The sequence below is a fragment of the Nocardioides euryhalodurans genome, assembly GCF_004564375.1.
Classification (GTDB): Bacteria; Actinomycetota; Actinomycetes; order Propionibacteriales; family Nocardioidaceae; genus Nocardioides; species Nocardioides euryhalodurans.
Map to the genome: position 1 here is coordinate 171338 of NZ_CP038267.1, position 13645 is coordinate 184982.

Consider the following 13645-nt stretch of genomic DNA (forward strand, 5'->3'; position numbering starts at 1 on the left):
GCACCACCCCATCCGCACCGCTCACCACTCACCACCGGAGGCACCCATGCACGGACACCACGGCCCCGCCGTCGAGGCGGACGCCCACAGCGACACACGACCCTGGGGCCCGATGCTCGTCGCGCTCGTCGCGCAGGTCCTCGTCGTCATCGACATCTCCGTCGTCAACACCGCGATGCCGACCATCGGCCACGAGCTCGGGCTGGGCAGCAGCGACCTGCAGTGGGTCGTCACCGCCTACCTCCTGCTGTCCGGCGGCTGCCTGCTCCTCGGAGGGAGGATCGCGGATCTGATCTCGCGTCGTACGGTGTTCCTCACCGGCCTGACGCTGTTCACCACGGCCTCGTTGTTCACCGGTTTCGCCAGCGGTGGGGCCGAGCTCATCGGCGGACGCGCGGCCCAGGGAGCCGCTGCAGCGCTCATGACCCCGGCGGCCCTCTCCATCATCAGCACCACCTACGCGGGCACGCAGAAGGCACGGGGCCTTGCGCTCTGGGGAGCCATCGGCGGCCTGGGCATCGCGGTCGGCGTCGCCGTGGGTGGCGTCCTCACCACATGGGCCAGCTGGGAGGCGATCTTCTGGATCAACGTGCCGATCGGCGTGCTCGCCATCGCCGCCACCTTCCACGTCATCGCCAAGGACCAGAAAGGTCCTGCCGGCCTGGCCGAGTTCGACGTCCCCGGGGCCCTCGTCGGCGTCGGTTCGCTGGCCACCTTGATGTTCACCCTGGCACGCGTGGAGTCCCAGGGCTGGGCCTCGGTCCAGACCGCTGTCGGCCTGGGCGTCGCCGGGATCCTGATGGTCGCGTTCATGCTCATCGAGGGCCGGTCCGCGCAGCCGCTGGTGCACCCGCACACCTGGAAGATCTCGAGCCTGGTGTCGAGCACGACCGTGATGCTCGGCATCACCGGCCTGCTCATGGCGGTGGTCTTCCTGACGTCGATCTTCGGGCAGACGGCCCTCGGCTACTCCGCCCTGGAGTCCGGCGTCGCGTTCCTCCCGCTCGCCATGACCCTCGTCGTCGGCACCCACCTCGCCACCCACGCCAGTGCGCACCTCCCGGTGCGGACCATCGCCGCCATCGGGCTGGCCATCGTCTCCGGCGGAGGTCTGCTCCTGTCCCGTGCCGACTCGACGTCCTCCTACGTCGGCGGACTCCTGCCCGGGCTGTGCCTGGTCGGTCTGGGTGCGGGCCTCGTGTTCGCCGCCGTCGCCGGCAGCGCGATGAACGACATTCCGGCCGAACACACCGGCATGGCGTCGGGGTTCCTGATGACCGGGCACGAGGTCGGAGCAGCACTCGGCGTGGCCGTCCTGTCCGCCGTCGCCGGGACGGCGGGCAACCTCACCGCGGCCTCCGGCGTGGCCGACGCGTACTCCCGCGGGTCGATGGCCATCACCGCGATCGCCGTCGTCTTCGCCGCGGTGGCCGCCGTCTGGATGCCTGCCGGGAAGGCCGACGCGGCCCACATGCACCTGCACTGAGTGGTCACGCAGACGAGGGACACGAGCGACGTCCCCGGACAGCCGCGGTTGTCTGGGGACGTCTCCTGGCCCGCGCCGAGCGTGGCTCAGTCGACGTAGGTCAGCTCGAAGTAGCTCCCTGCAGTCCGGGTAGCCCGGTGCCCTCGCTCTTGTCGGATGTGAACCTCGGAGCCGGGTTCCTCGATGGCGCACCCTGGGCGGCGCACTAGATTCGCGGAGGGGCGCAGAGAGGCGCAGACTCAGCGAGAGGTTCAGGCAGTTGGTGCGTAGGTCAGCGGCTGGAACCCCTCTGATGAACGCAGTTGTCGGCGAAGGATCGCGCTTCTGACGAAGACCGGCTCGGAGGGACAGCGTGAGTCCGTGTCAGGAGGTGATCGAGCTCCTGCCGAGGTAGAGCCCCAGACCGGTCACCGCCAGCCAGGCTGGGCCGAGCAGCGCCGGGACGCCGGGAACGCCGAGACCGGCGACCATGAGGGTCGTCTGGAGGACAGGCACGAGGGAGACGACACCGATCCAGCGTGGGACGGTGCGCTCCTTCAGGCTCATCACGGCGATGGCACCGGCGGCGATCACGACGCCGAGCCAGCCGATCCAGGCTCCGAAGTCGTTGAGCACGTAGTAGACGTAGAGACCGGTGTCGTCGAAGGCGTGGGGCTCGAACGAGTCGGGAAGGTAGTTGCCGAGCGCGCCCTTCCAGCCGTAGCCGTAGGTCAGGCCGGCCGCCGAGGACAGGAGGCCGAGCGGGACCACGTGGGCAGCGGTCGACCCCGCGAGTCGCGGCTCGACCAGTCGTCGCCACGTCGCCGCGAGGACGAGCAGCAGGACCACGGTGAGGTAGCCGAAGACCATGCTCAGCCGGAACGTCAGCGGGTCGAGGTCGACGAACAGCTGATGGTCGAGGGTCGCGCCCTCGTCCGACACCGTGCGGCCGTCGAGGACCATGGTGGCCACGAGACCCGTGAGTCCGGCAGCAGCGGCGAGCAGCGGCCATCGGGGGCGGGATGCCGCCTGGTGCGGCCCGGCAGGGGTCGGGGTGGGGTGGAGCTGGGTCATGGCACTCTCCTTGTCCGGTGCGGGGTGTGCTCCTGTGGGGTCAGGCATGACAGAAGACCTTCTGCTCCCGTCGCTCGAAGCGGCGCCGGAGGAGTCGGAGCACGAACCCGAGGCCGGGCTGGCCCCGCAGCACCGTGGCGACCACGGGAGCAGGGACCTCCGCCATCGCCCAGGGGAGGATGAACGGGAGGAGACGGGTGGGGTAGCCCTTGTCTGCCGCGGTCTCGGCGGCGGCGAAGTCCTCGGGCGTCATCACTCGCTGCAGGAGCGGGAGCGCCTCCGTCTCCTCGTGGGCCAGGTGCTCCAGCAGCACGCTGCGAACGGCGGTGACCCGGACGTCGAGGGCGTTGCGGTGATCGGTGCACGGATGCTCGGCCATCGCAGCGAACGCGGCGGCGCACCCGGCGAGCGCGGGGTCGACCTGCTCGTGCTCGGCCTCCATCGCCTCCAACAGGGCGCGCCCCGCAGCGTCGCCGGCCTCGTCGACGCGGCGCAGCATCAACGGCCAGATCGCAGCGTCCTCGACGGAGTGGTGGTGGTGCAGCACTTCCGCGAACCGGTCCCAGCGCTGAGACAGACCCCGCCACACCGACCGGTCGCCCACTGGAGTGTTCCGGACCGCGGACTCGAAGCGCGCCAGGTCGCGGCGCAGGGCGTGGTGCATCACGTACATGCCGGTCTGGTCGTACGGGCCGTAAGCCACGTGCGCCTGCCCCGGCAGCGAGACCTGCGGCAGCTGGTCGTCGGGCTTCATGGATCCTCCTCCGGTTCGTTCGGTACGTCGACAGCCTCGGCGGAGTCACTTGTGGGCGGCTTGCGAGCGGCTTGGGAGCCGACCTCCTAAGGTGAGCGGGTGCGAGTCCTGGTCCTCGGCAGCACGGCTGCCTTGCGCGGGGACGACGATGCGCTGGCGCTGGGGGCGCGGAAGCCGCGCTCCCTGGTCGCCGCGCTGGCCATGACTCCCGGTCGACCGGTGCCGGCCGACAAGCTCGCCGACCTGGTGTGGGCAGGGGCGCCGCCCCGGGCCGCCCACGGCGCGCTTCACGCCTACCTCTCCAACCTGCGTCGGGTCCTCGAGCCCGAGCGCACCGCCCGCGGTCACTCCTCCGTGATCGAGACGACCGACCACGGCTACGTGCTGCACGTCGCCCCGGCCGATGTCGACAGCCACCAGTTCGCCAGGGACGTGCGCGCCTGTGAGCAGACCCTGGCCCCCCTGACCTCGCAGGTGGAGGCGCGGGAGCCGCGCGGCTGGCCGGCACGCGGCGAGATCGCCGACGCGGTCGACCGGCTCGACGCGGTGCTGCGCACCTGGCGCGGGGAGCCGTACGCCGACCTGCCCGACCATCCCGACGTCCTCGCCGCCCGGTCGGCGCTCGAGCAGGTGCGCGAGAGCGCCGAGGAGGCTCGGCTGATGGGTCTGTTGGGCCTGGGAGAGCACTCCGCGGTGCTGGCCAGCACCGAGCAGTCCACGTCCCGCTTCCCGCTGCGAGAGAACCTGTGGGCCATCCACGCGCTGGCCCTGACCCGCGCCGGCCGGCAGGCCGACGCGCTCGACGCGCTGCGCACGGTGCGCGCTGTGCTCGCCGACGAGCTCGGCCTCGACCCCGGCCCACAGCTGCGGGAGCTCGAGGGCGCGATCCTGCGACAGGCGACGTCCTTGGACGTGCGAGCACCCGCGCAGGCCTCGCGCGCGCTCACCACCGGCCCGGGTGTCACAGCCCCCTCGGTCGCCATGGCCCGGGCGGCAGCACCGGTCTTCGGCCGGACGAGCGAGCAGGCCCGGCTGGCCGGGCTCGTGGACCGCGCCCGCGAGGGAAGATTCGCCCCCGGGCAGCTGCTCGGTGAGCCAGGCATCGGCAAGTCCCGCCTCGCCGAGGACCTGGTGGCGACCGCGCGCGACCACGGCGTCGCGGTCGCCTTCGGGCGGTGCTCGCAGGACGACGGGGTGCCTCCGTTGTGGCCGTGGCGCGCGGTGCTGTCCGCGCTGGGGCACAGCGACGGTCTGCAGCCCGACCCGGTCGCGGAGCCCGACCTCGGTCCTGAGCAGCTCGCCTTCCGGACCGCGCAACGGATCGTCACGGCCGTCCTGGACCGGGCTGCCGTCGGGCCGCTGCTGATCGTCCTGGAGGATCTGCACTGGGCCGACGAGGTCAGTCTGCGAGTCCTGACCCTCCTCGTCTCGGAGGCCCCCGACGAGTGCGGGCTCGCACTGCTGGGCACCCGTCGAGCGCACCCCGAGGCGACCGGACAGCTGGCGATGGCCTCGGAGGCCTTCGCGCGACGGCACGCCCTCCGGCTCGACCTGACCGGCCTGGACGCCGAGGGCGCGACCGACCTGCTGCGCGCGGTCGCGGGTCGGGAGCTCACCACCGAGCTGGCCTCCCGCTGGCACGACCGCTCCGCGGGCAACCCGTTCTTCCTGATGGAGCTCGCCAGCCTGGCGCCGGACGGGCACGACGAGGTGCCGGTGACGGTGCGCGAGGTCGTGGCCCGGCGGCTGGCCGGGTTGCCGGAGCGTTCCATCACGGTGCTGCAGACCGCCGCGGTCGTCGGCCGTCAGTTCCCGCTCGCCGCCGTCGCAGCGGCCGTCGACCGCGACCTCGACGCAACGGCCGACGACCTGGACACCGCGCGCGCCGCAGGGCTGCTGCTGGAGACCGACGCAGAGGAGTACTCCTTTGCCCACGCGCTGACCCGGGACGCCGTGCTGGCGTCCCTGTCGACCAGCCGTGCCGCCCGTCTGCACGCCAGGGTGGCCCACGTGCTGGAGCGCGACGACCGCGTCCGCGTCCTGGTGCCGCGGCCGCAGCTGGTCTCCGAGCTGGCCCGCCACTGGCTGGCGGCCGGGCCCAGTCACAGCGACCGGGCATGGCCCGCCGCGGGGGACGCGGCCGCGCAGGCGCGCTCCCTGACGGCGTACGAGGAGGCGGCACGGCTGCGGCGCGCCGCCGTCGAGGCCCACCGGCGCACCGTCGGCGCCTCTCTCGAGATCCGCTCCGAGCTGCTGCTCGAGCTGGCGGCGGACGCTGCCTTCGCTGCCGACTGGCCGCAGGTCGTGGACGCGGCCGTGGAGGGCATCGCGCTGGGACGTGAGCTGGGTTCGCCCGCGCGGGTCGCCTCGGCTGCATCCGCGCTGACGCAGTACTGCGTGTGGCTGCCCCACGACATGGACGTCGTGATGGAGGACGCCGTGGACGACCTGCGGTGGGCGCTCACCCACGTGCCGGACGACGACGCCGTCAGCCGGTGCCGACTGCACCTCGCGTTGGCCGTCGAGCTCGTCTACGCGCCCGACTCCGCAGCGGAGACGCGGGCGCTGCTCGACACCGGTCTGGAGCTCGCTCGCAGGATCGGCGACCCCCTGCTGACCTGGTGGGCGTGCCGTGCCGCCTGGATGTCGTCGTGGCACCCCGCGGCCACGGTGCAGCGCGTGGCGCTGGCCGCAGAGGGTCTCGCGGCGGCAGAGGCCGCGGATGACGCGGCTGCCCAGGCTGTCTCCCACATCACGGCCGCGATCGACCATCTCGAGCTGGGCCACCGGGCGGACTTCGACCGCCACGCCGCGGTGGCGGTGGACATCGCTCACCGGGAGCGCCTGCCCTACGTGCTGCTCACCTGGCACTGGCTGCAGATGACCCTGGCGACGATGCGGGGCGACCAGCCGGAGGCGCAGCGTCATCTCGATGGCATCGGCGAGACCGCTCCGCGCACGGCCGTACCCAGCCGCGACCTGCAGCCGGTCGCGGCCGCCGCGATGCACGTGCTGTGGGCTGGGCCGCTCGAGACCGTGGCGGAGCTGATGGCCCAGGCTGCCGACCACGATCCGTCCGCGGTCATGCCGGCGCACGGGCTGCTGGCGAGGGCCGGCCTCGACGACCGGCTGCACGCGATGCTCGTGACCCATCCGCCCTCGGACGAGGTGTCGACGGGGTGGTCGCTGCTGGTCGACTGGGCGTTCGAGGCCGAGGCAGCGGCAGTCGTGGGGGATGCCGCCCTGGCCCGCGAGGCCGCGCTGCGGCTGACGCCGTACACCGATCGGATCGCCCTCGCCGGGGCCGCCCTGGCGGTGGGACCGGTCGCTGGGTACGTCGCGCTGACCCACGCGGTGCTGGGAGACCTCCCGGCGGCGGCCGCCCAGGCCGACGCAGCGACGGCAACGGCCCGGGACTTCGGCCTCACCGCGTACGTCGCCTGGCTGGAGCGATGGCGAGACAAGCTCGGCTTCTGACCGGGCTCCCGTCGGCATCGTGCCTGTCATCACCTGCGCACGAGCTCGACAGGCTCGGCCGCCGGCTCGGGCTCCCCGGCCCGTTCCTGCGCGGCACGTCCGACCTCGACGTCGACGTCGATGCGGGGGAGCACTCGGTCGAGCCAGGCGGGTATCCACCAGTTGCGGTGACCGAGCAGCGCCATGGTCGCGGGCACCAGCACCATGCGGACGAGGGTGGCATCGAGGGCGATCGCCACGGCCATGCCGAGACCCATCATCTTGAAGAACACCCCGGACTCGGCCGCGAAGCCGACGAACACCATCACCATCACCGCGGCGGCAGTGGTGATGACCGAGCTGGTGCTGGCCAGGCCGCGGGCCACGCTGCCCACCGCGTCGCCGGTGCGGACGTAGTCCTCCCGGATCCGGCTCAGCAGGAACACCTCGTAGTCCATCGACAGCCCGAACAAGATGGTGAACATGAGGATCGGCAGCCAGCTGGACACCGGTAGCGTGTGGTCGACGCCGAGCAGTCCCGCGCCCCAGCCCCACTGGAAGACCGCCACCAGGATGCCGTAGGCGGCGCCGACGCTGAGCAGGTTCATCACCGCGGCCTTGAGCGCCACGACCGGGGCCCGGAACATCAACGTCAGCATCACCATCGAGATGCCGACGACGAAGCCGATCACCAGCCACAGCCGGACCGCGAGCAGGTCGACGATGTCGGAGTAGACCGCGAGACCACCCGTGACCTCGACCCCCTCGGGCAGGTCGCTGCGCAGCCGCTCGATCAACGCCCCGGTACGCTCGTCGTTCGCGACGTAGGACGACTCGACCTGCACGACGGCGAGCGCACCGTCGGGCGAGTCGACCGGCTCGACGACCGTGGTGATGCCCGGGTCGGTCCGCAGAGTCGCGAGGACGTCCGTGACGTCGGCCTGGCCGAGCCGCTGGGTGTCGATGACCACCAGCAGCGGGGACGCGGCACCTCTCCCGAATCCGTCGGTGACCAGGTCGTGCGACCGGCGCAGCTGGTTGGAGGTCGCTTCGTCGGCGCCGCTGCCCGGCCAGGTGCGCAGGTCGACCACAGGCGCGGCGAGCGCCAGCAGCACCGTGGCGGCGACCAGTCCCCACGTCAACGGACGGCGGGCGACCGCGTGTGCCCAGCGCTCGGCGCGATGACCGGTGCGGGCGGACGTCGTACGACCCGGGCGCGCCGTGCGTGGGCGCAACCGCCGGCGGCACAGGCTGCTGAGCGCCGGGACCAGCACGAGCACGCTGAACACCACCGAGATCACGGCGATCGCGGTGGCGAAACCGAAGGCGGCGAAGGTGTTGAGCCCTGAGAACCGCAGACCCATCAGCGACACCAGCACAGTGGTGCCGGCCAGGACGACCGAGCGACCGGCCGTGCGAGCGGCACCCGCGGCGGCGTCGACGAGCTCCTCGCCCGTCCCGAGGTTGTCCAGGATGCGCACGAGGAGCAACAGCGCGTAGTCGAGTCCGACGCCGAGCCCGACCATGGACGCGACGGTGGGGGCGGTGGGGCTCACCGACATCAGGCCGCAGAGGACCGTGACGCCCGTGAGACCGATCGCCAGCCCTCCGAGCGCCACCAGGATCGGCAGGCCGGCGGCGACGACGGAGCGGAACAGCAGGAGCAGGATGACCAGGGCGGCCACGACGCCCACCAGCTCGCCCTTGCCCTCGATGGTGCCGACGGCGGTGCTCGGCAGCTCGCCGCCCAGCTCGATCTGGAGACCGTCGTCCTCGTAGGGGGTGATGGTGTCCTCGAGCGGCCCGATGTCCTGGTAGACGTCGCTGTGGGTGACAGGCACGTCGTACTGGACGACGAGCAGGGCGGTGCGACCGTCCTCGGAGACCCGCGTCGGAAGCAGGCTGTCGACGTGCTCGAGGCCCGCCAGGTCGGCGCCGAGGCCGGCGAGCACGGACGGCGGGATCGGTACGTCGTCGTGCACCACGACCTGGGCCGACGCGTTCCCGTAGCCGGGCAGGTGCTCGCGCAGCTGGTCGATGCCGACCTGGGCGGGGGCATCCGGGATGTCCCAGTCCTCCTGCGCCGGGCCACCAAGGGTGGTGGCGAGCCCGATGACGGCGCCCAGCACCAGCGCCCACGCGGCGATGGTGCGCCACGGGTGCAGCACGGCGAATCGGGCGAGTCGTTCGAGGGTCGCATTCATGGCGGTGGTTCTCCTCATCGTGGTCGAGTTGGAGACACGCTCGCGTGGCCGACTTGGGTGTCACTTGGTGCCGACGCCAGCGCGCCCCAAGTGCCGCACAAGAGCTCACGGGGAGGTTGGGGTCACCTCACCGATCCCGAAGGACGCGCCATGCACCAGATCTCCCTGTTCACCCCCGACGCGCGCCGTACGCCGACCCTGTCGCTGCTGCTGGTCACTGCCATGGGCACCCTGCTCGTGGTGGACCTCGCCGGAGGCCTGTGGGCCGCGACGTCCGGGATCAACAGCTGGGGCGAGGCATGGGGCGGCCGCGCCTTGCTGGCGGCACCGCTGCCGATGATCGGCGGCCAGGCCCTGATGACGTGGTGGTCGGTCCGTGGTCGCGATCGGCGGGCGGTCGCAGCGGCGGTTCTGCTCGCCGCGGCGTGCCTGGTCAGCCTCGCGTCCGGGTTCTTCGACGGCGGTCTGGGTCACGCCGACCTGGAGCCGGGGATGACGGCGTACCAGGTCTTCCTTCTCCTCGTCACCGGCGTGGTCGGCCTGCTGGCGACGGCCCGAGCCGTGCAGACGGCCGTGCCGCCGGCACGATCCACGGCGACCATCGGTGGTCACGACCCGGTGTGGTTCACAGGTGGCGGCGACACGACATCGCGGGCGAGGAGCTCCGAGCGGCCGCTCCGGAACCCCTAGCATGAGTGGGACCGAGGGGCCTCGGTCGAAGGCGGGGGGTGCGGGATGCACGCTGTCATCCAGGACAGGTACGGCGGTCCGGACGTCCTCCGGCTGGGTGAGCTCCCGGACCCCGTCCCCGCTGCCGACGAGGTCCTGCTGCAGGTGCGTGCGGTGTCCCTGAACGGCTCGGACCGGGAGAACCTGGCGGGACGTCCGGCGTACGCCCGTTGGTCCAACGGCCTGCGACGACCGCGGCACCCGGTCCCCGGCTCCGACGTCGCGGGCGTCGTCGCCGCGGTCGGCAGCGCGGTCACGGAGTACGCCCCGGGAGACGAGCTGTTCGGCGAGCTGGCCGGATACCGTGGCGGGCTTGCCGAGCTCGTCTGCACCAGACCCACGCTCCTGGCCCGCAAGCCCGACTGGCTGTCGTTCGCGGAGGCTTCGACGATCCCGCAGGCAGGCGGCATCGCCCGCAGGGCGACCGCCGACGTCCGCCCGGGAACGAGGGTCCTGGTCAACGGCGCGGGTGGTGCCGGCGGCGTGTTCGTGGTCGCGTTGGCCACGCATGCCGGTGCCGAGGTGACGGCGGTCGACCGAGCCGACAAGGCCGACTTCCTGCGCGAGGTCGGGGCACACCGCACCATCGACTTCGCCACCGAGGACTGGGCCGACGACCGCGACAGCTTCGACCTGGTCGTGGATCTCGTGGCCGAGCGCTCGCCGTTCCGCGTGCACCGCGCGCTGCGGCGGGGAGGGCGCTACGCGATGGTGGGCGGCCTGGCCAGGATCCTGCTGGTCACCGCGATCGCCGGCCCGCTGGTGGGTCTGGCCACCCGGAAGAGGGTCGGGGTGCTGGTCGTCCCGCAGTCGCGAGCCGAGCTCGAGGCGGTGACGGCCCTCGTCGCCCGGGGCGCCGTCACGCCGAGGATCGACCACGTCTACCCGCTGCGAGATGCCCCCGCGGCGTTCGCCCGCCTCGCCGCCGGCGACAGCATGGGCAAGATCGTGCTCGACGTCAGGGAAGGGTGAGCTGCACCCAGCCGGTCCCGACGTCGTCGGACCAGATCTCGGTGGCGCCGTGCTCGGCGATCCAGCGGTCGGCCACCTCGCGCTCCTGCTGGCGGGCCCCGTCGTCGAGCAGCACGCCGGCACCCGGCAGGCAGTGCGGTGCGAGGACCGGGACCGCCGGGTAGCGGGCGTGAGGGCCGGTCCGTCCGGGGGGGCCGTCCACGAAGACCAGACCGACGTCGGCGAGGTCGGCGAAGGCCTCGGGGTCGTACCACTCGTAGGTCTCGCCGCCGAGCTCGACGGGGACCAGCGGTGCGACCCGGATCTCGACCAGGTCCTCGACGCCGTGGCGACGCAGGTGGCCGCGGGTGATCTCGGCGAACGCGGGGTCGTGCTCGAAGCTGACGACGCGGCCGTGGCCCTGGGCGCGCAGCAGCCGACCCAGCAGCACCGAGGACCCGCCGCCGCCGATCTCGACGACCAGCTCGGGCCGACGCTCGGTGACCTGCTCGGCGAGCTGGCGCAGCACCATCGGGGAGGCCGACCAGCCCTGGGTGCTGGGCGTCGTCGCGCCGTCGGGGCCGAGCCCGCCGAGCGAGAAGAGGGCGTCGGCCACGGCACGGGTCTCGCGGTGCTGGCGCAGGGTCTGCTGCTGGATCGACCCGACGGCGTCCCGGATGAGCTTCTCGACGCCCTGCGACCCGCCGCTGGACTCCTCCACCTTGGCCTTGAGGTGGTTGACCTCGCGTAGCAGCAACACGGAGACCGCGACGGCCGCGAGAGCGGCGACGAGCACCAGGACGAGCAGGGTGGTGGTCATCGTGCCTCCGTGGTGGGCAGGGTCACCGGACCGGTCAGGGTGACCGGGCCGTGGGGAGTGTCCAGGCGGTGGGTGAGCACCGGGGCCTCGAGCGAGCGGACCTTGAGCCGGAACGGCTCGCGGGCGCCCAGGCGGCGTACGGCGACGGTGCCGGTCAGCTCGTGGCCACGCCAGCCGCGGCGGACCTCCTCGGCGGTGGCGTCCCAGCCGATCTCGTCGTCACGGAGCCGGACGACGTCCTCGGGGACCGCGTCGGTGAACAGCGCGCTGGTGTCGAGCGCCAGACCCTGCTGGTCCGCCGTCGGCCGCACCGGGAGCGGACGGGTCGCGCTCGCGACGTGTCCCCACAGCGCGGTCGCGTCGGCTCGACGGTCCTGCTCCACCAGCCAGCCCATCAGGCGGTGGGAGGGGAGCAGCCGGGTCCGGGCGAGCGAGTGCTCCGGGCCCCACAGCTCGAGGAGCATCGAGCGGAACAGCTCCCAGTAGTCGTCGTCGCAGTCGGCGAGGGCAGCGAAGAACTGGTGGAGGTCGCCGGGGGCGACGCGGTCGCGGAAGGCCTCCTGCACCCGGGGAGAACCGAGCTCGCGGACCAGGTTCCAGGTGTCGCGCTTGGTCGTGACCCGGTCCTGGAGGTTGCCGAGCTCGGCGCGCCCCTGGGTCACCGAGGACCCGTCCTCGCGCACCCGCCACAGGTAGCCCACCTCGGGCGTGACGTCGAAGGCGGTGGATCGCAGGAAGGCCTCGGTGACGGCCGGCTGGTCCTGGTAGCGCGTGCCCTCCGGGAACGCCAGGCCGTGGTCCTGCCAGAAGTCGCGCCGGAACACCTTGTTCCAGCAGAAGACGTCACCGACGATCTCCGGGACGTCGTCGAGGCGTGCCCGCTCGCGTGGGGTGGCGTGAACCCGGTCCGCCCACCGGAGGGTGCTGCGGCCGCCATCGGCGTGGAGGCGCTCGAAGTGGCACACGGCGAAGTCGGAGCCGGTGCGGTCGAGGAGCTCCAGCATCCGGCCCCAGGTGCCGGGCAGCACCACGTCGTCAGGGTCGACGAAGGTGAGGTAGTCACCCTCGGCCTGACCGGCCGCGAGGTTGCGGGCGGCCCCGGAGCCGGCGTTGTCCGTGGTGATGACACGCAGCAGGTCGGGACGGCGCTCGGCGTACGACGCCAGGATCGCGGGACTCTCGTCGGTGGACCCGTCGTCGACGGCGATGACCTCGGCGAGGTGGTCGTCCTGCGCCAGGACGCTGTCGAGCGCCTCGGCGAGGTAGGGGGCGACGTTGTGCACGGGCACGACGACGCTCAAGGACATGGCCGAACCCTAGCCGTCCGCGACCCCCACCTGCCGCGCCTCCTGCCGCGACGGGGTCGACATCGCGGGCCGACCGCGCGAGGCTGCCGGGCATGGCGAAGTACGTCGTGAACCGGGCCGCCGTCGAGCGGGTGACGCAGCTGATCGACGCGCGGCAGTACGTCCTGGACAGCGACTGGGGCGAGGTGCAGCCCGACGCGGCCGCGCAGAACGCCTACCTCGAGCGCCACACGTGGGAGGAGTACGCCGCCTGGCACCTCGGCCTGACCGAGGGAGCCAGCGACGGCACCAAGGCGCGCTACGCGTTCGTCGTCGGGGACCTGCGCCGGGTGCACCGGACCGCCCTGATCGCCTGCGTCTACCGCGCCTCGGAGTGGCGGCACAAGGAGGTCGAGCTGGCGGCGCACGACCTGCTGCAGCACCTCGACCGGGTCAGCGGCTGACCGCTGTCGCCGACTTGGCCCCGGCACAAGGTGTTGAGATGCTGGGGGCAGAGCCGGAGACCCGGCTCCCGGACGAGGGGTGCCGTACCCGGACTGCGACAAGACGGCCCTGTGGGGGTTGTCCGCAATGTCATGGCTCGTCCTGGTCCTGTCCGGTGTCCTCGAGGCCGTCTGGGCGGTCGCCCTGGGCCGCTCCGAGGGCTTCACCCGCCTCGCGCCCTCGCTGACCTTCGCGGGCGCGCTCGTGCTCTCCATGGCGGGGCTCGCGTGGGCGATGCGCACGCTCCCCGTCGGCACGGCCTACGCCGTCTGGGTCGGGATCGGCGCCACCCTCGCCGTGGCCCACGGGATGGTGACCGGCGCGGAGGCGGTGTCGCTGCTCAAGATCCTGCTGCTCGCCGGCATCGTCGGCTGCGTGGTCGGCCTCAAGCTGGTCGGCTGA

At 72.6% G+C, this 13645-nt stretch carries 11 protein-coding genes and 1 riboswitch; of the genes, 6 read left to right on the forward strand and 5 right to left on the reverse strand.

Annotated elements, in window-relative coordinates:
• Positions 1-46 precede the first annotated feature (46 nt).
• On the forward strand, positions 47-1486 hold the full coding sequence (locus EXE57_RS00770) for an MFS transporter (RefSeq protein ID WP_135073090.1): 1440 nt from the start codon (positions 47-49) through the stop codon (positions 1484-1486).
• A 363-nt stretch (positions 1487-1849) separates the two neighbouring features.
• Here the strand turns inward: EXE57_RS00770 and EXE57_RS00775 are convergent, their stop codons facing one another.
• On the reverse strand, positions 1850-2539 hold the full coding sequence (locus tag EXE57_RS00775; protein WP_135073092.1) for a hypothetical protein: 690 nt from the start codon (positions 2537-2539) through the stop codon (positions 1850-1852).
• Between the two features lie 40 nt (positions 2540-2579).
• A complete protein-coding gene (locus EXE57_RS00780; protein WP_135073094.1) occupies positions 2580-3293 on the reverse strand; it encodes a hemerythrin domain-containing protein in 714 nt (237 codons plus the stop codon).
• Between the two features lie 99 nt (positions 3294-3392).
• Between EXE57_RS00780 and EXE57_RS00785 the strand changes: the two genes are divergently transcribed.
• Complete coding sequence (locus EXE57_RS00785) at positions 3393-6770, forward strand: ATP-binding protein (protein ID WP_135073096.1); 3378 nt, start codon at positions 3393-3395, stop codon at positions 6768-6770.
• Between the two features lie 29 nt (positions 6771-6799).
• On the opposite strand, the gene EXE57_RS00790 is transcribed toward EXE57_RS00785, so the two are convergent.
• Complete coding sequence (locus tag EXE57_RS00790; protein WP_167305772.1) at positions 6800-8953, reverse strand: MMPL family transporter; 2154 nt, start codon at positions 8951-8953, stop codon at positions 6800-6802.
• A 150-nt stretch (positions 8954-9103) separates the two neighbouring features.
• Between EXE57_RS00790 and EXE57_RS00795 the strand changes: the two genes are divergently transcribed.
• Positions 9104-9643, forward strand: a complete 540-nt coding sequence (locus EXE57_RS00795) for a hypothetical protein (RefSeq protein ID WP_135073100.1) — start codon at positions 9104-9106, stop codon at positions 9641-9643.
• 45 nt (positions 9644-9688) lie between these two features.
• Positions 9689-10654 (forward strand): NAD(P)-dependent alcohol dehydrogenase, encoded by a 966-nt coding sequence (locus EXE57_RS00800; RefSeq protein ID WP_135073102.1) that lies wholly within the window; start codon positions 9689-9691, stop codon positions 10652-10654.
• On the opposite strand, the gene EXE57_RS00805 is transcribed toward EXE57_RS00800, so the two are convergent.
• Positions 10641-11453 carry a class I SAM-dependent methyltransferase gene (locus EXE57_RS00805; RefSeq protein ID WP_135073104.1) on the reverse strand — a complete coding sequence of 271 codons (813 nt, stop codon included), beginning with the start codon at positions 11451-11453 and terminating at the stop codon, positions 10641-10643. The two genes, EXE57_RS00800 and EXE57_RS00805, sit on opposite strands and share 14 nt — an antisense overlap.
• Complete coding sequence (locus tag EXE57_RS00810) at positions 11450-12760, reverse strand: glycosyltransferase family 2 protein (RefSeq protein ID WP_135073106.1); 1311 nt, start codon at positions 12758-12760, stop codon at positions 11450-11452. Before EXE57_RS00810 ends, EXE57_RS00805 begins: the two co-directional genes overlap by 4 nt.
• A gap of 92 nt (positions 12761-12852) precedes the next feature.
• Here EXE57_RS00810 and EXE57_RS00815 point away from each other — a divergent pair, with 92 nt between their 5' ends.
• Together EXE57_RS00815 and EXE57_RS00820 are read left to right on the forward strand one after the other, a co-directional pair.
• On the forward strand, positions 12853-13203 hold the full coding sequence (locus EXE57_RS00815) for a hypothetical protein (RefSeq protein ID WP_135073108.1): 351 nt from the start codon (positions 12853-12855) through the stop codon (positions 13201-13203).
• A 47-nt stretch (positions 13204-13250) separates the two neighbouring features.
• Positions 13251-13316: riboswitch (guanidine-III (ykkC-III) riboswitch) on the forward strand.
• Between the two features lie 14 nt (positions 13317-13330).
• The gene (locus tag EXE57_RS00820) at positions 13331-13645 is read left to right on the forward strand and encodes a DMT family transporter (RefSeq protein ID WP_135073110.1); all 315 of its coding nucleotides are present in this window, start codon (positions 13331-13333) and stop codon (positions 13643-13645) included.

Excerpts from the sequence above, each read along its gene's own strand:
- EXE57_RS00770 (WP_135073090.1), top strand. The coding sequence starts at position 47 with ATGCACGGACACCACGGCCCCGCCGTCGAGGCGGACGCCCACAGCGAC.
- EXE57_RS00775 (WP_135073092.1), bottom strand. The coding sequence starts at position 2,539 with ATGACCCAGCTCCACCCCACCCCGACCCCTGCCGGGCCGCACCAGGCG.
- EXE57_RS00780 (WP_135073094.1), bottom strand. The coding sequence starts at position 3,293 with ATGAAGCCCGACGACCAGCTGCCGCAGGTCTCGCTGCCGGGGCAGGCG.
- EXE57_RS00790 (WP_167305772.1), bottom strand. The coding sequence starts at position 8,953 with ATGAATGCGACCCTCGAACGACTCGCCCGATTCGCCGTGCTGCACCCG.
- EXE57_RS00795 (WP_135073100.1), top strand. The coding sequence starts at position 9,104 with ATGCACCAGATCTCCCTGTTCACCCCCGACGCGCGCCGTACGCCGACC.
- EXE57_RS00800 (WP_135073102.1), top strand. The coding sequence starts at position 9,689 with ATGCACGCTGTCATCCAGGACAGGTACGGCGGTCCGGACGTCCTCCGG.
- EXE57_RS00805 (WP_135073104.1), bottom strand. The coding sequence starts at position 11,453 with ATGACCACCACCCTGCTCGTCCTGGTGCTCGTCGCCGCTCTCGCGGCC.
- EXE57_RS00810 (WP_135073106.1), bottom strand. The coding sequence starts at position 12,760 with ATGTCCTTGAGCGTCGTCGTGCCCGTGCACAACGTCGCCCCCTACCTC.
- EXE57_RS00815 (WP_135073108.1), top strand. The coding sequence starts at position 12,853 with ATGGCGAAGTACGTCGTGAACCGGGCCGCCGTCGAGCGGGTGACGCAG.
- EXE57_RS00820 (WP_135073110.1), top strand. The coding sequence starts at position 13,331 with ATGTCATGGCTCGTCCTGGTCCTGTCCGGTGTCCTCGAGGCCGTCTGG.